The sequence below is a fragment of the Paucibacter hankyongi genome (genome assembly GCF_037482915.1).
Classification (GTDB): domain Bacteria; phylum Pseudomonadota; class Gammaproteobacteria; order Burkholderiales; family Burkholderiaceae_C; genus Paucibacter_A; species Paucibacter_A hankyongi.
This window is the reverse complement of record NZ_JBBHJX010000010.1, coordinates 127,231-150,469: the sequence shown is the minus strand read 5'-3', so window position 1 is coordinate 150,469 and position 23,239 is coordinate 127,231. Positions and strand designations below refer to the sequence as shown.

At 62.4% G+C, this 23,239-nt stretch carries 20 protein-coding genes and 1 tRNA gene; 4 read left to right on the top strand and 17 right to left on the bottom strand.

The genetic code is table 11. The annotated features are described in order from the left end of the window. Window positions 1–331 precede the first annotated feature (331 nt). The 7 genes from WG899_RS15680 to WG899_RS15650 all read right to left on the bottom strand — a co-directional run bounded on the left by WG899_RS15680 (window position 332) and on the right by WG899_RS15650 (window position 10,326). A complete protein-coding gene (locus tag WG899_RS15680) occupies window positions 332–1,687 on the bottom strand; it encodes a sugar MFS transporter (protein ID WP_339596590.1) in 1,356 nt (451 codons plus the stop codon). 152 nt (window positions 1,688–1,839) lie between these two features. Beyond that, on the bottom strand, window positions 1,840–4,443 hold the full coding sequence (locus WG899_RS15675) for a TonB-dependent receptor (protein WP_339596589.1): 2,604 nt from the start codon (window positions 4,441–4,443) through the stop codon (window positions 1,840–1,842). 340 nt (window positions 4,444–4,783) lie between these two features. Beyond that, the gene (gene fahA, locus WG899_RS15670) at window positions 4,784–6,103 is read right to left on the bottom strand and encodes a fumarylacetoacetase (RefSeq protein ID WP_339596588.1); all 1,320 of its coding nucleotides are present in this window, start codon (window positions 6,101–6,103) and stop codon (window positions 4,784–4,786) included. A 7-nt stretch (window positions 6,104–6,110) separates the two neighbouring features. After that, a complete protein-coding gene (gene hmgA, locus WG899_RS15665; protein WP_339596587.1) occupies window positions 6,111–7,406 on the bottom strand; it encodes a homogentisate 1,2-dioxygenase in 1,296 nt (431 codons plus the stop codon). A 7-nt stretch (window positions 7,407–7,413) separates the two neighbouring features. Then, window positions 7,414–7,659, bottom strand: a complete 246-nt coding sequence (locus WG899_RS15660) for a DUF2783 domain-containing protein (protein WP_339596586.1) — start codon at window positions 7,657–7,659, stop codon at window positions 7,414–7,416. After that, entirely contained in the window at window positions 7,656–9,332 is a 1,677-nt protein-coding gene (locus WG899_RS15655; protein ID WP_339596585.1) for an FAD-dependent oxidoreductase, read from the bottom strand. The genes WG899_RS15660 and WG899_RS15655 overlap by 4 nt, the downstream gene beginning before the upstream one ends. A 28-nt stretch (window positions 9,333–9,360) precedes the next feature. After that, on the bottom strand, window positions 9,361–10,326 hold the full coding sequence (locus WG899_RS15650; protein ID WP_339596584.1) for an MBL fold metallo-hydrolase: 966 nt from the start codon (window positions 10,324–10,326) through the stop codon (window positions 9,361–9,363). A 155-nt stretch (window positions 10,327–10,481) separates the two neighbouring features. On the opposite strand from WG899_RS15650, the gene WG899_RS15645 reads away from it, so the two are divergent. Beyond that, window positions 10,482–11,282 (top strand): IclR family transcriptional regulator, encoded by an 801-nt coding sequence (locus WG899_RS15645; protein ID WP_339596583.1) that lies wholly within the window; start codon window positions 10,482–10,484, stop codon window positions 11,280–11,282. Between the two features lie 58 nt (window positions 11,283–11,340). Here WG899_RS15645 and WG899_RS15640 read toward each other — a convergent pair whose 3' ends face one another. From WG899_RS15640 to WG899_RS15625, 4 genes are all read right to left on the bottom strand, one after another. After that, window positions 11,341–12,012: an N-acyl amino acid synthase FeeM domain-containing protein gene (locus WG899_RS15640; RefSeq protein WP_339596582.1), complete on the bottom strand. Its 672-nt coding sequence runs from the start codon at window positions 12,010–12,012 to the stop codon at window positions 11,341–11,343. A gap of 134 nt (window positions 12,013–12,146) precedes the next feature. After that, window positions 12,147–13,520, bottom strand: coding sequence for a lyase family protein (locus WG899_RS15635; protein WP_339596581.1), 1,374 nt, complete (start codon window positions 13,518–13,520; stop codon window positions 12,147–12,149). A 155-nt stretch (window positions 13,521–13,675) separates the two neighbouring features. Then, the gene (locus tag WG899_RS15630) at window positions 13,676–14,425 is read right to left on the bottom strand and encodes a SapC family protein (protein WP_339596580.1); all 750 of its coding nucleotides are present in this window, start codon (window positions 14,423–14,425) and stop codon (window positions 13,676–13,678) included. Beyond that, window positions 14,422–15,723 carry a hemolysin family protein gene (locus WG899_RS15625; RefSeq protein ID WP_339596579.1) on the bottom strand — a complete coding sequence of 434 codons (1,302 nt, stop codon included), beginning with the start codon at window positions 15,721–15,723 and terminating at the stop codon, window positions 14,422–14,424. The genes WG899_RS15630 and WG899_RS15625 overlap by 4 nt, the downstream gene beginning before the upstream one ends. 110 nt (window positions 15,724–15,833) lie before the next feature. Here WG899_RS15625 and WG899_RS15620 point away from each other — a divergent pair, with 110 nt between their 5' ends. Then, entirely contained in the window at window positions 15,834–16,658 is an 825-nt protein-coding gene (locus WG899_RS15620) for a symmetrical bis(5'-nucleosyl)-tetraphosphatase (protein ID WP_339596578.1), read from the top strand. Window positions 16,659–16,892: 234 nt separating this feature from the next. After that, window positions 16,893–16,982: transfer RNA gene (locus WG899_RS15615), tRNA-Ser, on the top strand. Window positions 16,983–17,131: 149 nt separating this feature from the next. Here the strand turns inward: WG899_RS15615 and gor are convergent. Continuing rightward, a complete protein-coding gene (gene gor / locus WG899_RS15610; protein ID WP_339596577.1) occupies window positions 17,132–18,505 on the bottom strand; it encodes a glutathione-disulfide reductase in 1,374 nt (457 codons plus the stop codon). 378 nt (window positions 18,506–18,883) lie between these two features. On the opposite strand from gor, the gene yghU reads away from it, so the two are divergent. Further along, entirely contained in the window at window positions 18,884–19,735 is an 852-nt protein-coding gene (yghU, locus tag WG899_RS15605) for a glutathione-dependent disulfide-bond oxidoreductase (protein WP_339596576.1), read from the top strand. Window positions 19,736–19,755: 20 nt separating this feature from the next. On the opposite strand, the gene WG899_RS15600 is transcribed toward yghU, so the two are convergent. The 5 genes from WG899_RS15600 to WG899_RS15580 all read right to left on the bottom strand — a co-directional run bounded on the left by WG899_RS15600 (window position 19,756) and on the right by WG899_RS15580 (window position 23,195). After that, the gene (locus WG899_RS15600; protein ID WP_339596575.1) at window positions 19,756–20,613 is read right to left on the bottom strand and encodes an AraC family transcriptional regulator; all 858 of its coding nucleotides are present in this window, start codon (window positions 20,611–20,613) and stop codon (window positions 19,756–19,758) included. A gap of 126 nt (window positions 20,614–20,739) precedes the next feature. Next, window positions 20,740–21,207, bottom strand: a complete 468-nt coding sequence (locus tag WG899_RS15595) for a DoxX family protein (RefSeq protein ID WP_339596574.1) — start codon at window positions 21,205–21,207, stop codon at window positions 20,740–20,742. A 14-nt stretch (window positions 21,208–21,221) separates the two neighbouring features. Continuing rightward, entirely contained in the window at window positions 21,222–22,043 is an 822-nt protein-coding gene (locus WG899_RS15590) for an HvfC/BufC family peptide modification chaperone (protein WP_339596573.1), read from the bottom strand. After that, window positions 22,040–22,876 carry an MNIO family bufferin maturase gene (gene bufB, locus WG899_RS15585; RefSeq protein ID WP_339596572.1) on the bottom strand — a complete coding sequence of 279 codons (837 nt, stop codon included), beginning with the start codon at window positions 22,874–22,876 and terminating at the stop codon, window positions 22,040–22,042. Before bufB ends, WG899_RS15590 begins: the two co-directional genes overlap by 4 nt. Before the next feature lie 25 nt (window positions 22,877–22,901). Then, a complete protein-coding gene (locus WG899_RS15580) occupies window positions 22,902–23,195 on the bottom strand; it encodes a BufA1 family periplasmic bufferin-type metallophore (RefSeq protein WP_339596571.1) in 294 nt (97 codons plus the stop codon). Between the last annotated feature and the right edge of the window lie 44 nt (window positions 23,196–23,239).

Sequence of the window (23,239 nt, the reverse complement as noted above, 5' to 3'; positions counted from 1 at the left end):
TTCGCTTCACCGCACCCCCGACGCCCTCGGCGACTGTTCTTGCGCAACGACCAATCCTGCGGGAGCAGGACGGCTGGGCGCTCTGAACCGCGAGGTAAAGGAGGAGACACGGGCGCAAGCCCGGGGCGGGGGACAGGAGCGGGGCAGAGTGCCCAGTCGGCCTGCTCAACCAAAGCCTATGCTCGTTCGCTAAGGCCGGCAAGCAGTCGGTCCAAGTCGGATCTTCGCCAAGTGCCGACTTCAGCCCCTCAAAAAAAAGAGACACTGCATGAAAAAGGGCGCCACGGCTCGTGGCGCCCCTTATTTAGAACAAAGCACTATCGAGCTTGCGTCAGACCTGCTTCAGCGCTGGGGCCGATGCCGCCCAGTGACGCAGTTTGTGGCCGTGCAAGGCGTAGTACAGGATCAGGGCATAGCAAGGCAGCATGACCCAGTAAGCGTGCTGCGAGTTGCTGGCGTCGGACAAGCTGCCATACAGCATCGGCAACAAAGCGCCACCGGCGATGGCCATGATCAACAGGGCCGAGCCTGCGGCCGTGAACTTGCCCAGGCCTTCAAGCGCCAAGGGCCAAATTGCCGGCCACACCAAGGCATTGGCAAAGCCGAGCAAGGCCAGGAACATCACCGTGTTCGGCACGGGCGGCACACCGGCCCAGCCCAACAAGGCGACCGAGATAGCGCTGCTGCTGGTCGAGCCAAGGATGACGCCGAGCGAGAAAACGATGCCGCTGCAGGCCGACATCAACAAGGCGCCCTTTTGCGACATGAACTTCGGAATGGCCACCACTCCCAGGCAATAGCCCAGCACCATGAACCCCATGGTGTAGGACGTTAGCACGGCGAAGTTTTGCACACCGAGGTTGCGCCCATACAGGCCGATGGTGTCGCCAGCGATCACCTCCACCCCCACGTAGGCAAACAGCGCCAACGCGCCCAGGACCAACTGCGGGAACTGCAGAACACCCAAACCGCCAGCCGGTGCGGCACCATCGTTCTGCTCATCTTGCTCTTGCTGCAATTCAGGCAGCGATGAAAACAAGATGATCAGCATGAATACCAGCAGGCCGCCCGCCATCGCCAGATAGGGGGTGATCAAGCGTGAGGACAACTCCGAGCGAGCGGCAGCTCGCCCTGCCGCATCCATGGCTGCTAGGGCGCTATCCGAGAACTGGTCAATGCCCGACAACATCAGGGCTGAGAACACCAAGGGGACCACAATGCCGGCCCCCTTGTTGAACAGGCCCATGATGCTGATGCGCATGGCCGCGCTCTCGCGCGAACCGATGCAAACGATATAGGGGTTGATCGCCGTCTGCATCAAGGTCATGCCGGTGGCCAGCGTGAACAGGGCCAACAGGAACATGCCGTACTGACTGCTCTTGGCAGCAGGAATGAAGAGCAAGGCGCCAACCGCCATCACGCCCAGACCCAAGGCCATGCCCTTCTTGTAGCCGGTGCGGCTCAAGACCGCGGCCGACGGCAAGGCCATGATGGTGTAGGCGATATAGAAGGCAAAAGTCACCCACAAAGCCTGGAAGTTATTCAGGTCGCAGACGATCTTCAGGAAAGGGATCAAGGCCCCGTTGAGCCAGGTGACGAAACCAAGGATGAAGAACATCATCCCGATGAAAAACATGGCCAGGACCACACTGGGTGCCGATCCTGCCGATTGAACTTTATTGCCCATGACAGCTTCCATAGAGAGTGAGGTTGCGCTGACTTGCACTCACCTTGAAACTTTAAAAAAAGACAAGCCTCCCTCCCAGCACTGGGGGGAGGCTTGTGACACAAGGTGCTGACCCGGAGGCTTCCGGGTCGGGTCAAGTCAGCAGCTAGGCCTTAGAACTTGGCGCGCAAGCCGATGGTGTAGCGAGGGCCGTTCTCATACACACCCACCGGGATGCCGTCGGTCGTGTTCATGCGGTTGACCGAGTTGGTCAGGTTCACGCCAGAGCCGTACACCGTGATCTTGTCGGTCAGGTCGTAGCCGAGGGTGGCGTCCAGTTGACCGTAAGCGCTGGTCTGGTCTTGACCGCCCATGTCCAAACCGCCGAAGAAAGCAGAGCGGTAGTTGTAGGACAAGCGAGCGTTCAGGCCGTGCTTTTCATAAAAGACGCTGGCATTGAACTGATGCTTGGAGTTGCCCACCACACCCAGACGCGGCTGGCCGGCCACTGCACCGGCTTTGGCGTCGGAGTAGGTGTAGTTCACCACGGTACCGAAGCCCGTCTTGGCGAACGGCTGCTGCCATTGCACTTCAAGGCCGTTGATCGTGGCGCCATTATCGGCATTGTTCGGGCGGGTCACCGAGCGCACCACACCGCCGATGGTCTCGGGCAAGGTGGTGTTATAGATGAAGGTGTCCAGGCGCTTGGTGAACAAGGTGGCCGACAGCATCGAGGCTTCGGCGAAATACCACTCCGCACCGATTTCAGCCTGGTTGGCGTGGTACGGCTTCAGGTTCGGATTACCGGCCGTAGCGGCGGCGGTGGTGCCGCTCAACTCGGTGCTGGCGGTCAGATTGCTGAATGTGTTGCGAGCCATCACTCGGGACACCGCACCACGGATCAGCCACTCCTTGTTCAGCTCATACACCGCATTGACGTTGGGCAACACGTCGTTGTAGGTGCGCGTGGTGCTGGCCAAGGTCCAACCGGCGGCGTCATTGCCCTGGTTGGCTTCCGAGGTCTGCTTGGTCTTGACCAGGCGCACACCGAAATCACCGCGCCACTGGTTGGCGGCGAAATCGGCCTTCACATAGGCTGCGGTGATCTGTTCCTTGATCTTGTAGTACTCGGCCTTGGCCTCGCCACCCTTCATGCCCTTGTCAAACATGGCGAAGCCCTTGCTGACGGCCAGGCCGTCATCCACCCAGGCGTACTGTGTCAAAGAGCCCGAGGTGGCCGCTGCCTGGTTGAGCATGGGCGAGGCGCCGGTCGACAAATCGGCCAGGGTCAGGACTTCCCAGCCCGTGCCGCCAGGGCCGTTGGTCAGGATGGTGCGATGGTTCTGCACCGTGTTGTCACGCAGCTTCAAGCCGGCCTTGACGGCAGAGATGAACGAGCCATTGATGTCGATGGTCAGGTCAGCCTGCGCATAGTTCTCGGTGCTCTCCATCTTGCGAATCCAGTCGCGCGTGCCCATCAGCGTCAATGCCTTGGGGTCGAGCGGGTTCATGCCGATGTACTTGACGTTGTACTGGTCCTTGGCCAAGTCGATTTGCGTCTGGCCCTTGCCCTCGAACCAGAAGTTGCGATCGTGCTTGCTGCCGCCGGAGCCGGAGGTGGTGCCCACCTGGCCATGGAGGTGCCAGTTGTCAGCGTTGTACGTGCCTTCCAGGTCCAGCACCTTGGACTTGATGTAAGCCTCACGATAAATCGGTTCGAAGGACACGCCGCCATCCAGGGTGCCGCCGACCAGAGCCTTGGTGCCATCGCTGGTGGTGACGAACTTCGGGTCGGTCACGGCGATCTTGCCGGCCTTGGCCACACCACCCGCTTGCCACAAGTAGTTCTGGTTGTTGTTGTTCATGCTCATGTCTGAATTCATGTAATTCAGAACAATGTCCGTGGCCTGATTGGGGCGGAACTGCAGAGCCAGATTGCCGGTGGTGCGCTCACGGTCTTGGCGGAAGATGGCCGAGCCACCGCCCCAAGAAGCATAGGCCGGTGTCGACGCACCCTTCTGGTCGACGATGTCGTACTTGGCCGCTTCGGTGAAGTTCTCCAGACCGTCACGGCGCATGGTGCGCTTTTGCTGGCTCACGGCGAGCAAAACACCAAAGGTCTTGTCCTCGCTCTTCCAGTTCAACAGGCCAGCCAATTGCGGGTCCGTCTTGCCGGGCAATTTGCTGTAGGTCGCTTCGGCTGAACCCTGCACAGTCAGCCGATCCTTGAAGTCCAGCGGCTTGCGCGTCTTGACGTTGACCAAGCCGCCGATGCTGCCTTCGTCCAAATCGGCCGAGGGGCTCTTGTACACATCCAGGCTGCCGACGATTTCCGAGGGCAGGATGTCATAGTTGAAGCCGCGGCTTTGCGAGTCGTTCTTCCACCAGTACGCCGAGGCCACCGACTGCCCATTCAACTGGGTCATGTTGAGGTTCTTGTCGGTGCCGCGCACAAAGATGTCGCGGCCTTCACCCCAAGTCCGGTCCACCGAGATGCCGGGCACGCGCTGCAGCGAGTCGGCCACGTTCTTGTCTGGGAACTTGCCCACGTCTTCGGCCGAGATCGAATCGACGATGCTGGAGTTCTCGCGCTTCTCAACGAGGTTCTTGTTCAGCGTGGCCCGAATGCCGCGAATTTCCACCGTCTCGAGTTGCTCAGACTTCTTGCCTGCTTTCGAGTCGGCTTCTTGAGCATGAGCGGCTTGCATAGCAAGTGAACCCAGCATCAGGGTGATCAGGTGGGGCAAGACTTTCTTCTGGAAGCTCGGCTGACTCATGGCATATCTCCGTAGGAATTATTGGGAAAGAGACGTTGGGAGGACTTGCTCGGATGCAAAGAGTTAGGCGCTTCATGCCCTTGGGGCCACATGGCCACAAGCGGCCATGCAAGTCTTAACTCGTTTGTCACGCTGACCCAACAGCGCGGCAAGCCTTCTCGACAGCGGCAATTTACCGCCACCGCTGCGGCTTGAATCGCCACGTTGCGTTTTGACGGACTTCATTGCATCCAAGTTACATAGAAGCCGCGTCACGCAAGATTTCAGAGCTGAAATCCTGGGGTAGACCCTGATCTCCCGATCAGCATCTACCCCTATCGGCGCTTGAGGCCGTTGCCGCTCAGCGTGTGGGCGCGGGCACGATGGTGGCGACACATTCGCCAAAGCCGATGCGGCGTGCGCCGTCGCGAACCGCATAAGCGCGCAGACCGACGGCATCACCGTCAAGCAAGAAGCTGCGCGTCTCGCCGTTAGGCAGGGTCAGTGCTTGCTTGCCGCCATTGGACAACTCCAACATCGATCCGCCCTCGTTGGCCTCGGGGCCCGACTGCGTGCCGGTGCCCAAGAGATCGCCGGGCTGCAGATTGCAACCATTGCTGGCGTGGTGGGTCAGCATCTGCGCCAGCGTCCAATAGGCATGCTTGAAGTTGGAGCGCATCAAACGCGTGGCCGGCTCGCCCTTGGCGCGCATCGTCTCGGTCTGCAGCCACACTTCCAACTCGATCTCATAGCCGCCCTCGGCGCGGTTCTTGGCCGAGTCGATATAGGGCAGCGGTTGCGGGTCGCTTTCGGGATGCGAGAAGGCCGTGCGGAAGGGCTCCAGCGCGTCCATCGAAACAATCCAGGGCGAGATGGTGGTGGCGAAGTTCTTGGCCAAGAAGGGGCCCAACGGCTGGTATTCCCAACCCTGCATATCGCGCGCCGACCAGTCGTTCAGCAGGGTCACGCCGAACATATGCTCATCGGCCTCTTCCATCGCGATCGGCTCGCCCAGCGCATTGCCACCCGCCACGAACAGGCCCAGTTCCAACTCATGATCCATGCGCTTGCAAGCAGCGCGGACCGGGGCCTCGGCACCCGGCGGCATCAGCTGACCAAGGGGGCGGCGCACCGTGCCACCGCTGACGCCGATCGAGGAACTGCGACCGTGGTAGCCAATCGGCACCCATTTGTAGTTGGGCAGCAATGGATTGTCCGGACGGAAGAGCTTGCCCACCGTGGTGGCGTGATGGATGCCGGTGTAGAAGTCGGTGTAGTCGCCGATGCGGCAAGGCACCGCCATCTGGGCCGCCGTCTGTGGCAGCAGGCAAGCACTCAGAGCCGACTGCTGCTTGGAGCCCTCTAACAAGGCTTCAAAAATCGCATGGCGCAGCAAGCGGCGCTGGGCCGATGGCTGGGCCATGAAGGCGTTCAAATCACCGTCGGCCAGCGACTGCAGCAAGACCTGCACGGCCGAGCTCCACTTGCCCGCCGCAGCGGCCAGCTTCAGGTCGAGGATCTGGTCGCCAATGGCGATGCCAACGCGGGCGCTCTCGTTCGAACCGGCGCGGCGGAACAGGCCATACGGCAGGTTCTGAATCGGGAAGTCGGTCTCGGCCGCATTCGCGCTGGTCACCCAGCTCTGCGCGTCCGGGCGATGGGTGTGGTCAATCAAGCTCATGGATTTATCAGGCTTTCTGCTGCGTAAATTGGTCGTCGAGGCCGGCCCAGCAGGCCGCGTAATTGTTTTCCAGTGCACCACCGTTCAAGGCAAAGTCGGTGGGCAATAGGCGCCAGCGGGTCTCGAACATAAAGGCCAGGGTGTTGTCGAGTTTATGGGGGCTCAAATCGGCCGTGGAAGCCTTGGCGAAGGCCTCGGTGTCCGGGCCATGCGGCACCATCGCGTTGTGTAGGCTGGAGCCGCCCGGCTTGAAGCCCTCGGGCTTGGCGTCGTACTGGCCGAGCACAAGGCCCATGTACTCGCTCATCACATTGCGGTGGTACCAGGGCGGGCGGAAGGTGTCTTCGGCCACCATCCAGCGCGGCGGGAAGATGACGAAGTCGCAGTTGGCCCAGCCGGCCGTGTCGGACGGCGAGGTCAGCACGGTGAAGATGCTGGGGTCCGGATGATCGAAGCTGATCGACCCGATGGTCATGAAATGCTCGGTGTTGTACTTGTAGGGCGTCAAATTGCCGTGCCAAGCCACCACATTGAAGGGCGTGTGGCCTTGCTCGGCGCACCACAGGCTGCCGCCGTACTTCTTGACGATCTCGTAGGCGCCCGGCTCGCTCTCGAAGGCCGCCACCGGCGCCTGGAAGTCACGCGCATTGGCCAGGCCATTGGAGCCGATTGGGCCGAGTTCGGGCAGGCGGAAGGCGGCACCGTAGTTCTCGCAGACATAGCCACGCGCCGGGCCGTCGACGGCCACCTTGAAGAGCATGCCGCGGGGCAGCAAAGCGATCTCACCCGGCGAGACCTGCAGCAGGCCCAGCTCGGTGGTGATGGTCAACACGCCCTCTTGCGGCACGATCAGCATCTCGCCATCGGCATTGACAAAGGCGCGGCGCTGCATGCTGCGGTTGGCCACATACAGATGGGTGGCAATGCCTGACTGTGCGTCCGGATCGCCATTGACGGCCATCGTGCGCAGACCCTCGATGAAGTCGGTCGGCTCGGCCGGAATAGCGATTGGGGCCCAACGCATCGGGTCCGGAGGCGAGACCTGACCCTCCTTGGCGCCGCTGCGCAAAAAGGCATGGGCCAGCGGCCGATAGCCCCCCACCACCACCGAGGGCTGACGCCGGTACAACCAGGTGCGCAAGTTCTCGCTGCGGGGTGCGGTGAAGGCGGCGCCGGACAGCAGTTCGGCATACAGGCCATGGGCCACCTGCTGCGGGCTGTTGCGGCCGATCGGCAGGCTGCCGGCAACTGCCTCACTCTGGTGCTGGTTGCCGAAACCGGCTAGGTAATTCAAGTCGCTCATATCGAGTTCAGGCCATTGAAGAAGAGGATGGAAAAGACGAATTGGGGGCCGCTTCAACCATTGCAGTATTGCTGCGCGCCAGCGCGATGGCCTCGGCCAACACGGCCGCGTCGCCGACCTGGTTGGCCAGAATCAAGAGCAGCTTGGCTTGGAAAAGGTCGGCCTGCTCGTCGGACAAATCGCGCTGGGCATCGATCAAACGCTCGTAGAAGCCGTCCGGATCGGCGATATGGGCGCTGCGAATCAGGGTCATGTCTTGCCTCCTAGCGTGGGCTGGGCCAAGCAGCGCCGCAGAGCCGCTTGGCACGCAGCCGCGTCAGGACGGCGCCAGCGTGCCGCCACATATTGGTCCGGCCGTATCAGATAGACGGTGCCGGGGCGGCCGTCATAGCGCTGCGCGAGCAGGCCCTCAGCATCCTCAAGATCACGGCCAACTACCAACACGCTGAGGCCAGGCACATTGGCCAAATCGGCCAGTTCAGGTGCAGGCCCGAAGCTGAGCAGCACAAAGCCGGCGCCCAGGCTGTTGAGCAACCAAGCCGGCGCGCCGGCGCGCAGCACCGGGGCATCCAGGCATGGGCTACCGGGCGGCAAGCCGCCGTCAAAGGCCTCCTCGTCGGGCGTATTCAGCGGCGACTGCTGATACGGCGTTGGCGTGGAGAGCCGGCCGCTGTTCACCAAGGGGCGAGCAAAGGCTTCGCTGCGAGCCAACTCCAGCACTGCATTGCGCAGGCGCAGCGAGGCGCGGCTCTTCGGCGTGATGAAGTCGGTGGAGCGGGTTGACTGGCGCAGATTGTCATCGGCCGCAAAGGCACGCTCGGCGTGATACGAATCGATCAAAGCCTCAGGTGCCAAGCCGGACAAAACGGCGGCCAGTTTCCAAGCCAGGTTGTCGCAGTCTTGCACGCCGGTGTTGGCACCCCGCGCACCAAAGGGCGAAACCTGGTGGGCGGAATCACCGGCAAACAGCACACGGCCATGGCGGAATTGGTCGATGCGCCGGCAGGCAAACTGATACACCGACACCCATTCCAACTCAAACTGTGCCTCCGGCCCCAGCATGGCCCGGATGCGCGGGATGACGTTCTCGGGCTTCTTGGCCTCGACCGGATCGGCCTCCCAGCCAAGCTGGAAGTCGATGCGCCAAACATCATGGCTTTGCTTGTGCAAGAGCACCGACTGGCCCGGATGAAAAGGCGGATCGAACCAGAACCAACGCTCGGTCGGGAAGTCGGCCTTCATCACCACATCGGCAATCAAGAAACGGTCCTGGAAAAACTGCCCGCTGAAATCGGCCCCAACCATGCCGCGCAGATCGCTATTGGCGCCGTCGCAGGCAAGTACCCAGTCGGCTTCCAACCCAAAGCGTCCATCAGGGGTTTCGACCGTCAGCAGCGCTGGCGCCCTTGCTTCCGAGGCCGAATGGGCCGCATCCTGCTGCAAGGCCAGCACCTTGTGCTTCCAGCGCAGATCAATCAGGGGATGGTCGGCGCAGGCCGCCACCAAGGCCTCTTCCAGGTAGTACTGCTGCAGATTGATCATGGCCGGCATGGCATGGGCCGGCTGCGGCAAGAGGTCAAAGCGATAGGCCAGTTGCTCGCGGTGAAAGACCCGGCCGACCTGCCAGCTGACGCCTTCTTTCAGCAGACTCTGGGCGAGACCCAGGCGATCCCAAATTTCCAGGCTGCGCTTGGCGTAGCAGACCGCGCGTGAACCGACGCTGACGCTGTTGTTATCGTCAAGCAGCAGGACCCGAAGGCCGCGCGCCGCACAGTCGAGCGCCATCGTCAGGCCCACCGGGCCGGCGCCGACGATCACGACCGGATGGCGCCGCAACTCGCCGAGCCGCTGCTCCTCGCTCTGCCGATAGGCAAATTCGGGATAGGTATAGGTCGATTGATAGCTCGATGGATTGGTCGATTGCATGCCCATGCTCCCAGGCCGGCCTACGAACTCAGCTGCCTTCCAGCGCGCGCCACATCTCGATATCGCGCTCGGCCGTCCAGATGCGCGGATCGACATGGCCGGAGGCCTCGTCATAGGCGCGCGTGACGTCAAACGGCATGCAATGGGCAAAGATCACCCAGTGGCCATATTGCTGCGCCAAACGGTCATAGGTCTCACGGTAGACGGTCTTCAGATCGCGGCCGGCGCTGGCACCGACCTTGACGCTCTCATACAACTCGCTGACGAAGGCGCGCGTGCCCGACAGGCCAGCCAACACCTGCTCGGGCGTTTGCAAGGCCGCACCACGCCCCGGTACCAACTTGGCCGGCTGCAAGGCGGCCAAACGATCCAGCGTCTGCGGCCAATCCTGAAAATAGGCATCGCCGGCATACGGCGTGGCATCGAACTCGACCAAATCGCCGGAGAACAAGACGCGGTCCTGAGGCAGCCAGACCACTGTGTCGCCCTTGGTGTGGCCTCGGCCCAGTTGCAGGATCTGTACTTCCAGCTTGCCCAGCCACAGCGTCATCTTGCCGCTGAAGGTCAGCGTCGGCCAGGTCAGGCCCGGGGGCACCGTCTCGACATTGCTGAACAGGCGCGGGAAACGGCCAATCTCGCTGGCCTTGTCTTGCTCGCCACGCTCGACGATCAGGTCATAGGTGTCTTGGCTGGCAATGATGTGCTCGGGCTTGTAGGCCGAGGCACCCAGCACACGGACGGCATGGTAGTGACTCAGCAGCACATACTTGATCGGCTTGTCGGTGACCTCGCGAATGCGCCGGATCACGTCCTCGGCCATCGCCGGCGTGGCCTGTGTGTCGATCACCATCACCGCGTCATCGCCAATGACGATGCCGGTATTCGGATCCCCCTCGGCCGTATAGGCATAGGCGTGCTCGGACAATTTATCGAAGCTGACGCGCTTGACCTCAAGGTCAGCCTGGGAAGCGAAGGTCTTGCTGTTTTGGCTCATGAGGGTGACCTCTCAAAAGGGCTGCGGCCTGATTGTGCATGCCACAGGCCGCCGGATGCGAATTTAACCAAAGTCAAATTCATTTGTCCATATCGAATTTTTCACCTTGGCCAAACAGGGGAAATATCGAGCGCTTTCGGGTCTAATCACGCACCATGCAGACACCGGCACCATCCCCAGGCGAATCCACCGAACGCAGCCCTCGAGGCATCCAGAGTATCGAAGTTGGCGGGCAATTGCTGATTGCCTTGGCTCACCAAGGGCGCCCGCTGGCCCTGAAGGATCTGGCGCGCGAAGCTGGCATGGCGCCGGCCAAGGCCCACCCATATCTGGTCAGCTTCATCAAGCTCGGACTTGTGGAGCAAGACGGCGGCAGCGGCCGCTACGGCCTGGGCCCGCTGGCTTTACAGCTGGGTTTGATCAGTCTGCAGCAATATGAGCCGGTGCGCCTGGCCACGCCCCGCATCGAAGACTTGGCCTCGGCCTTGGGCCATACGGTGGCGATTGCCGTGTGGGGCGACCGCGGGCCAACCATTGTGCGAGTGGCCGAGTCACCCAATCCGGTCCATGTCAGCATGCGACATGGCACGGTGATGAGCCTGAGCGGCACCGCCTCGGGCCGACTGTTTGCAGCCCACTTGCCGCGAGCGACCGTGCTGGCAGCCTTGCAGCGCGAGGGTATGGCCGCGCCAGTCGCCCTCGACGCAGCGACGCTGGCTTTGCTGGACCGCGTTCACTCGGACGGGTTGGCCAGCTCGCTCGACGGCGTGGTGCAAGGCGTCAGCGCACTCGCCGCGCCGGTGTTCGATGACCGTGGCCGCATGGTGTTGAGCCTGACGGCCATCGGACCCAGCGGCAGTTTCGACCCTGATTTGAACGGCCCCATCGCCCGAGCCCTGCGCTTGGCGGGCACCGATTTGTCCCGGCAATTGGGTTGGCGCCCCGAGGCGGTGTAGTCGCAAAGACGGCGTAGACAGGGCAGTCCACCCGGCCCTGCCAAATCTGGATCGCGCTTTACTGGCGCAACTTGGCCAGCATGGCGGCCTCTTCGACGGCGCCGTAGAAATAGGGGTAAAGCGAGCGCACCGTCACGGCGCTAGCAGCGTTGCCGCCAAAGCAGGCGATTTGCTCACGGGCGTATTGCAGATCCAGGCACATCAGCACCGCAGGGGCGTTGACGCGCGGATTGAGGCGCTCCTCGGCCAGGACCTTGAACCCCAACATGCGTCGATAGAAAGCCACATGACGAGGATTGACCTCAATCACCAACATTTCGCAAGCCGCCAATCGATGCGCATGCAGATAGGCCAGATGAAACAAATGCGCCAACAGCGCCTTGTTGTCGGCCACATGATGGTCTAGGGCCAAGCGGCCGAATTCACACAGATTCAGGCCACTGGCGCGCAATTCATTGATCTCAGGGCCGAAAACCAGATCGGCATTGAAACCCTGTTCTGAATCAAACCGAACCGCGATGGTGCCCACTGTTGAGTGGCCATCAAACGCCGAGCAGACCACCACGGCGCCTTCTTCGGCATGGGTACTCAGGTCTTTGCAGACATAGCCACGCTCGGCATAACGCCTGGTCACCAAGCCCTGCGCGCTCGCCCATTGCGAGGCCGAAGCGGTGCTGACCGGCAATCGAGCCGGAATTGGCAAAACGTCTTTCAATCCAAAGTGATCCATAACCCTTCCATCAGGTGTCAAGCACCCAAACCAGGGGTTGCACAAACAGGTTCGAAGTCTAGCGGCAAAATAGTGCAAATTTCACGTTGAAACAGACCGTTACTCTTGAGGCAAGGGTGAACCCCAAGGGGATTTCACCAGTGCGGTCGGGCCAACAAGCCGTTCAAAGCCTCTCGGCTTTCCAGGCAGGCCTTGGCGACCCGGGCATCGGCCTGCTGCGCCGCCAGCCCCTGATCAAACACGCGCCTCAAGGTCGATTCATCAATGGCAGAGGCGAGTCGCGCATCTTGTTGGATCAGCTGCCGCGCCAAAACCGACAACAGTCCTTCCCCTCGCCTCACTCGCCCACCAAGCAAGTCGACCTGCTGGTAAGCCTCTTGGCGACCGATGACCCCGGCCAACAACTGCGCCAGCGCATCAGCGAACACCATGCCCCGTTGAGCCTCGATATTGGCAAGCATGCGAGCCGGACAAAACCCCAGCACGGCCAGGGCATCTCGCACACCGCGCACCGCCCCATGCGTATGCAGCAACAAGCCCTCCAATTCGGCCAGTTCGGCCTGCCAATTCCCCAAACCTCGCTCATGCTCTTGGCTCATGCACGCCAACATGGCCGCCACACGTTGCGGCGCACGCAAAGACGCCGCCATCGCCTGCATGCCGGCCGAGGCGCTGCGTTGGCTCGATTTGCCAACAGCGGCCTCGCAGCCGGATGGCTGCAATTCCCCCAACTCAGACTGGCTCAACAGAGCCAGGTCCCGCGCCAACTTCCCCAGCGAGCCACACAATATCCCTAACTCAGAACCCAAACGCACCACGCCATCGCGCTGCGTATGCCAACACATGGAGGGCGCGGGCAGGTTGAGTTCCCGCGCCAAGGCCTCGGTCACGGCATCGGCGCAGCCCTCAAGAGCCGACAAAGTGCCCACCGTGCCACCAAACTGCAAAAGCAAGGCCTGGTCGGCCGTTTTCCTCAGGGCCTGGGCGCTGCGCAGCAAGGGCATGCTCCAAGCCAGCAAGCGAAAGCGCAGGCTGCTGACCTGAGTCGCTTGCATCAAGGTTCGCGCCAACAGCGGCGTCTGCGGATAGGCGTCCGCCTGGTCGAGCAGGCTAGCGATCAGGCTCAGCAGGTCATCCTCGATCAGGACCAGGGCCCGACGCGTCAGCAAAACCATCGAAGAGTCGACCAGGTCCTGGCTGCTCGCCCCTAAGTGCACGCAAGCCGCGGCGTTGGGATCAAACAAAGCGACCGTCTCGGCCAGCTTGCGAACCAATGAACCGGCCGGATTGCCCGAGACGCTACCGCCCGCAACCAAGGCTGGCACATCGTAAAGCTCGACCCGGCACAGACTGGCAATCGCCTGCGCGGCGGCGGTTGGGATCAATCCAACACGGCCCTGCGCGCGCGCCAAGGCCGCCTCGAAGTCCATCATCGCCTGCACGACCGAATTCGCCTCGAACAGCCGATGCATTTCGGGCGTGGACAAAAATCCTTCTAACACCAACATCTAACTACCCAGGAGGATTCTCTGCCGGGCATCGTAGCGATGTGGCCTTGCTTGTCAGCACCTGCAAACCCGCTGCGGGTTTGCATGGATGGCACAAGCGATCCGGCCTAGGGCCGGATCGACATAACGGCCGGATCGAACGGCTAAGCCGTCGTTCAGGTCGCGGACGCGTGCTGCGTCGCCAGGCGATTCATATTGCCCATTGACACACGGTGCATCTCGAGCAGCGACAGCAAGCCGTTGCGATGCAGTTGCACCACCTTGTCATCGGGCAACTCGGCCAGCTTCTGCTCGTCAACGGCCAGGAAGCCTTCGACGTCGATCTTCTCGCCATTGCTCAGCGTGGCCTCGAAGCGCATATCGCGCAACAGGTCCAACTCCACCAACTGGGTGCAGGCTGCGCGGGTGCGCTCGGATTCCTGCTCGAAACTCTCCAGGAAGCCCTTGGCATTGACCAGGAACTCAGTCGGCTGGCCGTCTTCGGCGAACAAGGAGGTTCCCTCGGTGACCGAGAAACCGGGCCATTCGCTGTCATAGCACACCGCCACGGTGTCCGAGTTTTGATCGATACGGGCCATGGCGAAGGGGTAACGGCGCAGATAGGCGGGCACATAATTGCCGGTCCACACGCCATCCTTGACGAACAGATTGCTGCCGGTCTTCAGACCCAGCACCACCAGCGGAGCTACGGTCGGCTTGACGCCTTCGGCCGGCGGCTCGCCAACGCGCACGAACACGATTGGGTATTCCTTGCAGGCTTCGGCAAATTCGACCACGGCCAAGAACAGCGAGTTCATGCCTTGCACACGCTCAATCGTCGGCAGATCGGTCTTCAGGCGCAGATGCTTGTGGGCCTCACGGTCCAGCGGCACCAGATTGCCATACAGCGGGGGGGTCGTACTCATTCTTTATCTCCATCAACAGCCAGTCGACTGACCAGCACTTTGTCCACACGCTTGCCATCGAGGTCCACGACCTCGAATCTCCAAGCATTCCACTCCACCACATCGGCCGTGCGCGGCAAGCGCCCCAGCAACAGCATCACCATGCCGGCCAGGGTGTTGTAGCGCCCACGATCCTCTTCGGGCAGTTCCTTCAGCTCCAGGCGGTCCTTCAACTCGGGCACCGGAATCAGGCCATCAAGCAGCCAGCTTCCGTCCTCGCGTTGCACCGCCCAGGCATCTCCATCACCGGGCGCATTGAACTCGCCCGCGATTGCTTCCAGTACGTCGCGCACAGAGATCACCCCCTGCACCTCGCCGTATTCATCGACCACAAAGACCAGCGGCGCGTCCGACACCCGGAACTGCTCCAGCAACTCCATGCCGGACAGGGTCTCGGGCACGAAGACTGCGGCCTCCAAATCCTCAGCCAAGGACAGCGGCTGGCCACTCAGCGCGCGCTGCAGCAAAGCCTGCGCGGCGACCACGCCCATCACTTCGCCCAAGCTGCCCCGGCACACCGGATAGCGGCTGTAGCCATGGGCTTTCACAACCTCGAGCACCTGCTCGGCGCTGTCATTCACATCCAGCCACGCAATTTCGGCGCGCGGAATCATCATCGAGCCGATCTCGCGCTCATCCAGGCGGAACACATTGCGCACCATCTGATGCTCGTGCTCTTCGATCACGCCGGCATCCAAGCCCTCTTCCAAGCTGGCGGCGATTTCTTCTTCGGTCACGCCACGTGCGCGGCGCCCACCCAGGCCAAACAAGCCCAAAACCGCTTCGGTGCTGAAGCTCAAAAACTTCACCAAGGGCCCGGTGGCGGCCGACAGCACATTCATCACCGGCGCCACGCGCCGGGCCACCATCTCCGGGAAAATCTGACCCACGCGCTTGGGCACCAACTCGCCAAAAATAATGGACAAGATGGTGATCACCATCACCACGATGCCGGTGGACGCCACATTCAGCCAGCGCCCTTCCCAGCCGAACTCTCGACCCAGCCATTCGGCCAAGGGGCCAGAGAAGGCTGCGTCACCGACGATGCCGTTGAGCAAGCCAATCGAGGTGATGCCGACCTGCACGGTCGACAAAAATTTGGTTGGGTTGTCGTGCAGCGTCATGGCCGCCTGCGCGCCCGATTCACCCGCCTCCACCAGCACTTGCAAACGCGCCTTGCGACTGGCCGATAGTGCCATCTCCGACATGGCGAAGAAGGCATTCAGCAACAACAGAAAAATAAGTAAGGCGGTATCCATGGAGAGCGCATCCCGATGCCTAGGGTCTTCCCCAGGGGCTGCGCAGGCAGATTGACGAAAGGCGCAAGGGTATCAGAAGGTCGTGACGATGAAAGCAGCACAATCCCGGCATGAACTATCTGATCGGTGACCTGCAAGGCTGTTGCGACGCATTGGAGCGGCTGCTGCGCAAAATTGATTTCTCTCCCTCCCGTGACCACCTCTACCTGCTCGGCGATCTGGTCAACCGCGGGCCGGCGTCGCTCGCCACGCTGCGCCGCCTGATCGGGCTGGAGGGCTCAGCCACTTGCTTGCTGGGCAACCATGACCTGCATCTGCTGGCCATCGCGCAAGGCGCCAAAAAGCCGCACCGCAGCGACACCATCAAGGAGATCCTCGACGCACCCGACAGCCCGGCCCTCTTGCATTGGCTGCGCCAGCAACGCATGGCCTGCTTCGAGCAAGGCTGGCTGATGGTGCACGCCGGTGTGCTGCCACAGTGGACCTTGGCGCAGACGCTATCGCTGGCCGCGGAGGTCGAAGCCCTGCTGCGCGGCCCCGATCTGGATGATTTCTTGCAGCAGATGTATGGCAACGACCCCGCCCTCTGGCTGGATGAACTGAGCGGACTGCCGCGCCTGCGCTGCATCGTCAACGCCCTGACCCGCCTGCGATTTGTTGACGCGGCCGGCCAGATGGACCTGAAGACCAAGGACGGCGCCGACGCTGCTCCGCCCGGCCACCTGCCCTGGTTCGAGGTGCCCGATCGCCGCACAACCGGCACGCCCATCGCCTTTGGCCACTGGTCCACCCTGGGCCTGTTGCAACGCACCGACCTGCTGGCCCTGGACACCGGCTGCGTCTGGGGCGGCCGACTCAGCGCCGCACGGGTCGAAAACGGCCAGGCATTGGAGCTGATTTCGGTGAAATGTGAGCAGGCTCAAAAGCCCGGTTAGAATCTCGATCCTGCTGCCGCGCGAGCGCTATCCGAGCGCAAGCAAAACCGGCGATGCGTCGCTGGCACAGTTGGAATCGAAAGTTACAGGAAGCTTGGCCGAGCGGTTTAAGGCACCGGTCTTGCTCAATCGACGCCTCGGCGGCGATTGCGCCGAAACTCATATTGCGCCAGCGATGTGAGTGCAGGCAAAACCGGCGATGCGTCGCTGGCACAGTTGAAATCGATAGTTACAGGAAGCTTGGCCGAGCGGTTTAAGGCACCGGTCTTGAAAACCGGCGAGGGTTTATCCCCTCCGTGAGTTCGAATCTCACAGCTTCCGCCAGAGTCCCCCTGACCGCGCCGAGCACGCGCAGTTCAAGGTAAGTCTAAAGAAAGAAGCAGCCCCTGCACGGGGCTGTTTTCGTTTCCACGGCAAAAACGCCAACAAGCCTGGGGTAATGCCCGACAGGCCCTTTACCGTCGTTGCGCCCCTCAATCGCGCCTGCGTGTCACCTTGTCGCGCAGGGTCACGAACTCCTCGGCGCTGGACGGGTGCAAGGCCACCGTGGCGTCGAAGTCGGCCTTGCTGGCGCCCATGCGCACGGCAATCGCCAGGCCTTGAATGATCTCCGCCGCGTCGGCCCCGACCATGTGCGCGCCCAGCACTCGTTGGCTGGCCGTGTCCACAATCAGTTTGACGAGGGTGCGCTCGTCCCGGCCGGACAGCGTGTGGCGCAGACTTCTGAAGCGTGAGACATACACATCAATCTCACCGTACTGTGCCAAGGCCTGCGCCTCGCTCAGGCCAACGCTGCCGATCGGCGGCTGACTGAACACCGCAGACGGCACGGTCGTCAGGTCGGCACCGAAACGCCGCGGGCCAAACAGGCTGTTGGCCAGCGCCGAGCCCTCACGTATGGCCACCGGCGTTAGCGCAATTCGGTTGGTCACATCGCCAACGGCATGAATGCTGGGAATATTGCTCGCGCCATAGGCGTCGACCTTGACGCCGCCGGCCGCATCCAGTTGCACGCCCACTTCACTCAGGCCCAGACCCAGAGTATTCGGCACCCGGCCGGTGGCGTAGAGCACAGCATCCACTGTGAGGGACGCCCCCGGCGACTCCTTGAAACTCACGCTCAGGCTGCCATCGGCCAATTTGTCGATGCGCTCAACCTCGCTGTGTAAACGGATGGCTACGCCCTTTTTGCTCATCTCATCGTGCAAATGGGCGCGCACCTCATCGTCGAAGCCACGCAAGACCTGCTCGCCCCGGTAGCTCAGCGAGACCGTCGACCCCATGCCGTTCAAGATGCCGGCAAACTCCACCGCGATATAGCCCCCGCCGACCACCAAGACCCGCCGCGGCAAGTCCGGCAGGTTGAAGATTTCGTTGGAGGTGATGGCGCACTCAATCCCCGGAAGCGTGGGCACAAAGGGCGTGCCGCCGGTCGCGATCAAAATATGCTCGGCACTGAATCGCTGCCCATTGAGCTCCACGCTGTGCGGGCCCAGCACGCGCGCCGCGCCATGCATCACCGTCACCGCGGAACCCAAGAGATTTTTTTCATAGATGCCGCTGAGCCGTGTGATTTCCTTGTCCTTGGCCGCGATCAGCTTGGCCCATGAGAACTGCGCCGGCGGCACGCTCCAACCAAAGCCCTCGGCATCGGCAAAGTCTTCGGCAAAGTGGGCCGCGTAGACCAGCAGCTTCTTGGGCACACAGCCGCGAATGACGCAGGTGCCGCCATAGCGGAAGCTCTCGGCAATCGCCACCTTGGCGCCGAGCCCGGCGGCCACGCGCGCCGCGCGCACCCCACCCGAGCCACCGCCGATGACAAACAGTTGATAGTCGTAGCTGGACATGAGTTTCCTTCTGGGCTTCACACAAACGATTCAAAAACGGACAACCGCGCCGGCGCCCCCATCGATCCGACAAGCCGGGTCGCACTCAACAAGATAGCGATGATGGCAGCCAGAGGAAAGCAAAACGTCCCTGCCGTCTTTTTCAGCACACCCAAAGTCTCAAGCGCCCCCTCAGCTTGTCGGATAAACGGCTGCGCAGCACCCGCGTTGAAATTTCTTGCCCGCAACACAGGGCCAATTTGCCGCCGCCAACAAGGGCCCGCCAAAGCTGCCACACTTGGCGCCAATCGGGCTGAATTCGCCCACCCACACAAAAACCCAGGACGATGCGCCCCCTTTGAGCGCAGCGCCCCAAACCCTTCTTTGAGGACTTCTCCGATGGCAGACAACAGCGACTACACGCCCCCCAAGATCTGGACCTGGGACAAAGAAAACGGCGGCAAGTTCGCCGGCACCAACCGACCCATTTCCGGCGCCACGCATGAGCAGGAACTGCCCGTGGGCCAGCACCCGCTGCAGCTCTATTCAATGGGCACACCGAACGGCGTCAAAGTCACCGTGATGCTGGAAGAGTTGCTGGCACTCGGCCACAGCGGAGCCGAATACGATGCCTGGCTGATCAGCATCGGCAAGGGCGAGCAATTCGGCAGCGGCTTTGTGTCGGTCAACCCTAACTCCAAGATCCCAGCGCTGCTGGACCGCAGTGGCAGCGCCCCGATCCGCATCTTCGAATCCGGCGCCATCCTGGTCTATTTGGCCGAAAAATTCGGCACCTTCTTGCCCACCGAAGCGGCGCAACGCGCCGAATGCCTGTCTTGGCTGTTCTGGCAGGTCGGCAGCGCGCCGTTTCTGGGCGGCGGCTTTGGCCACTTCTATGCCTATGCACCGCACAAGATCGAATACGCGATCGACCGCTACGCGATGGAGGTCAAGCGGCAGCTCGACGTGCTGGACCGGCATTTGGCCGACAAGCCCTATCTGGCCGGTGAGCAGTACACGGTTGCCGACATGGCCGTCTGGCCTTGGTACGGCGTGCTGGCGCAAGGGCAGCTCTATGAAGCGGGTGAGTTCCTGCAGGTACAGAGTTATGCCCATGTGCAGCGTTGGGCCGCCAAAATTGCCGCTCGCCCGGCCGTACAACGCGGCCGCAAGGTCAATCGCAATTGGGGCGAGCCGGACAGCCAACTGCCCGAACGCCACGCCGCCAGCGACTTCGACCGTTTGGTCTGAGCCAGACCGAGCCCTTCGATTCAGCCCGCCGCAGCTTGCGGTTCAGCGCTCCGGCCGGTTTGCTGCTGCAGCCATTCGGTGGGCGTCATGCCCGTGCGCTGACCAAAGGCGCGGGTCAGCGCATTGGCGCTGCCGTAGCCTACTTCGTCGGCAATGGTCTTGACCTGACGCCCGCGCAGCAACAAGCCCATCGCCAACTTGATGCGCCAGCCGGCCAAATAGTCTCCCGGCGGTGTGCCCACAATCTCGGCAAAGTGGGCGGCAAAACGCGCGCGCGACATGCCGGCAGCCTCGGCAAGTTGCTCCAGCGACCAGTCCGTGGCCGGCTCGGCATGCATCAAGCTCAGGGCCTTGGCCAACCGAGGGTCGGCCAAACCGGCCAGCACGCCCGACTGCAAAGCCCCCTGTGCCAGCGCATGCCGCAGCAGATAAATCAGCACCACTTCGCTGAGCCGGTCCAGCGCCGCGTCGCGCCCGGTCGCGGGACTGAAGGCCTCGCTGAACAAGGCGTCCAGCACGGCCGCCATCTGCGGCAGTTCGCGCAAGGGAATCACCATCAGCTCGGGCAGACCGTTGATCAAGGGGTTGCCGAGTTGCGCCCCGAATTGCACCGAAGCGCAGATCAAGTCAGCGCCCGCCTGCTCATCGGCTCGGATGCGGTGATTGGCCGAACGCGGAAAGAACAACAGGCTGGGTTCATTCAAGTGCCGAACGCTGCCATCCGAGCGGATCAGATCCAGCGTGCCGGCCTTTAGCAGATGCAGATGCCCGACCCCCTCAACGGCATCGAAATTGACCAGCGTGCACAAGTTGCCGGCATGGAACACACGCGCCTTCAGTTCAAAGCGCTGCAACAAAAAGGCAAGAGGGTCTGACATCGAGGCACCAGGGCTGTTTGGAGTGCCTGCATGATATTTTTCAAGGGGCTGCTTTGCCCAGGCTGCGGCGCGGATGACTGAGTTCTGGCCAGCGGAACAATCGCTGGCTGAGCATCGAGGCCCGAATCAAGGCTGACGGCCAAAGCCGATGACATGGTCGAGACTCAGGCGGCCGCCGCCGCGTCCCAACAGATACAGCAAAAGCGTGGCCCAACTCAGATGCGTCGGCCAGGCCGTCGGGTAGACGAAAATCTGTATCACCGCCGTCATGAGCAGCAGCGCCAGCGCCGACAAGCGGGTCGCCAGACCCAAGACCAGCAGCAGCGGAAACAAATGCTCCGCGTAGGCCGCCCAATGCGCGGCCAAGTCGGGCGACAGCAGTGGCAGCCGGTATTCGTCCTCAAACAGCGCAACAGCGCTGTCGGTCACGCTGAGCCAGCCCTCCACCTTGGTTCGGCCGGACATCCAGAACACCGCGGCGATCGACAAGCGCGCGCCGCCGGCGAGCAAGTCATGGCCGACCCAGCGGCCGGCGCCGTCGCGCAGTCGCAGCGCATGGCGCCGCAGCGCCGAAAAAATAGACTGTGTATTCATTGAGCGTATCCGCCTCATAAGAAATTGGGGGCAGTGGCTTCGGTGGACTCAGCAAAAGCACCCTGGGCCAGCAAGGTCGCGAGCAGCGCCTGAAGCTCGCTGTCGGGGTAGCGATCCAGCACCTGCTGCATCGCGTCGATGACAGACAGGCCTTGGGCGCAGCCGTCCAGAAATACACAAGCGGCCCGAGAGATTGGCTGCACTCGCACGCTGTCGCCGGGGCGGGTGATCAATAGCGCTTGGAGATTCGACCCATCTGCGTCTGCCAGCCCGGCCGCTGGCATCAGCCCACTCAGGCGCGCGCCATGGGGCTCACGCGCGGCGGGCCACTGCTGCGCCAAGGGCAAATCTGGATGGCTGTACCAGGCCGTCGCTGGGGCCAGTGACAAGGTGGACTGCGCCAAAGCCGCGGCTTCTTGCCCGGCCCAGCGTCGAACATCCAGCGGCGGCGCATCGGCAGCCACATGGGCCAAGGTCCAGAGGCGGTCGAGTCGCGCCAGCTCGATCATTGATGGGTCGAGCGAGCCTGAAGGCTGCCCTTGCAAGAAATCCGCCATGTCCTCGCCATACAAAAACAGTCGGCCGTCGCGGGGCGGATGCTCCAGCGCATAGTGGCGCGCCAGCGGGTAAAAGCAGGCCTCGCCCAGGCCGTGCAGCAGGCTGGGGTAGTTGGCCGCCAAGGCGTCGATGGCGGCCTTCAAACCGGTATTCACATAGATCGCAAACGCGGCCGGGCGCTCTGACTGAGGGCTGCAGACTTCACCCTCCGGCGCGGCTCGGCGGCAGGCGTCGATATCGCTCAAGAAGGCCGCATGAAAACTCGCTTCGGGCTTCATGCCGTTACCCTCTCCAAGTGCCGCAGCAAGGCCTCGGCACGCTGGGCCTCGGCCCATAGACGCTCAAACGGCGGCAACCGACCGTCCCATTCGATCAGCGTCGGCCGCGGCCCGATGCGCCCCAGCAAACGCTCGTACAAGGCCCAGGTCGCTGCCTGCACCGGCGCGTCATGCGAGTCGATCCACAAGGCCTCACCCAAGACCGGGTCGGTGCTGTAGCCCGCCAGATGCAGCTCGGCCACGGCATCGCCTTGGACCCGGTCCAGCCAGTCCTGCGCCGAATAGCCCAGGTTGTGTGCGCTCAAATGCACATTGCTGACATCGACCAGTAAGCGGCAGCCGGTGCGGCGCACCAGCTCATGCAAGAAGTCGAGCTCGTCCCAGCTGTGCCCCGCCAGCGCCAAATAGTGCGCCGGATTCTCCAAGGCCAAGGGGCGCGCAATGGCCTCTTGCACCTGCTGCACATGGGCGCTGATGCGCAGCAGCGCGGCCTGGTCCCGCACAAAAGGCAGCAGATCAGGCTCATAGCGCGAGCCCATGCGCGACCAGGCCAGATGCTCGGAAACCAAGGCCGGCTGCAGCCCTTTGACCAGGGCCGCAAAGTCGCGCAGATGCTGAGCATCCGGCGGCTCGGCGCCCGCCAATGACATGGAGACCCCGTGCAGCGACACGGGATGGGCCGCCGCCAACTGCTCCAGCATGCGCTTGCGCGGACCGCCGGCGGCCAGATAGTTTTCCGGGTGGACCTCAAACCACAGCCCCGGCCGATGCGCGGCGAGTGCCGCCTCGAAGTGAGCGGGTTTGAAGCCGAGTCCGGCCGACAAGGGGGTCATGATGAGGCTCCGACAGTTCAGGCGATCAGGTCTTGATGGGCCGCAGCGAACCGTGGCCCTTGGGCGTCACGATGGTCTCGCAGCTGCCCGCGGCCACCTTTTTCCAAGCATCGCCCTGGTAATCCACCTTGGCGGTGCCGGCGCAACTGGTGCCGGGGCCGGCGGCGCAGTCGTTCTGGCCGGCCTTGGAAATGCCATAACACTTCTCCATGGCGGGTTTGGCGGCCGGCCGTTCACTCGCCTTGTCGGCGGCAAAAGCCACCCCCTGGACCAAGGCGCTCAGCGCGATCAGGCTCAATACGTTTCGACGGTGATTCATCATTCATCTCCTGGGCTGGCGTCACAGCAAACGCCACAACAAGG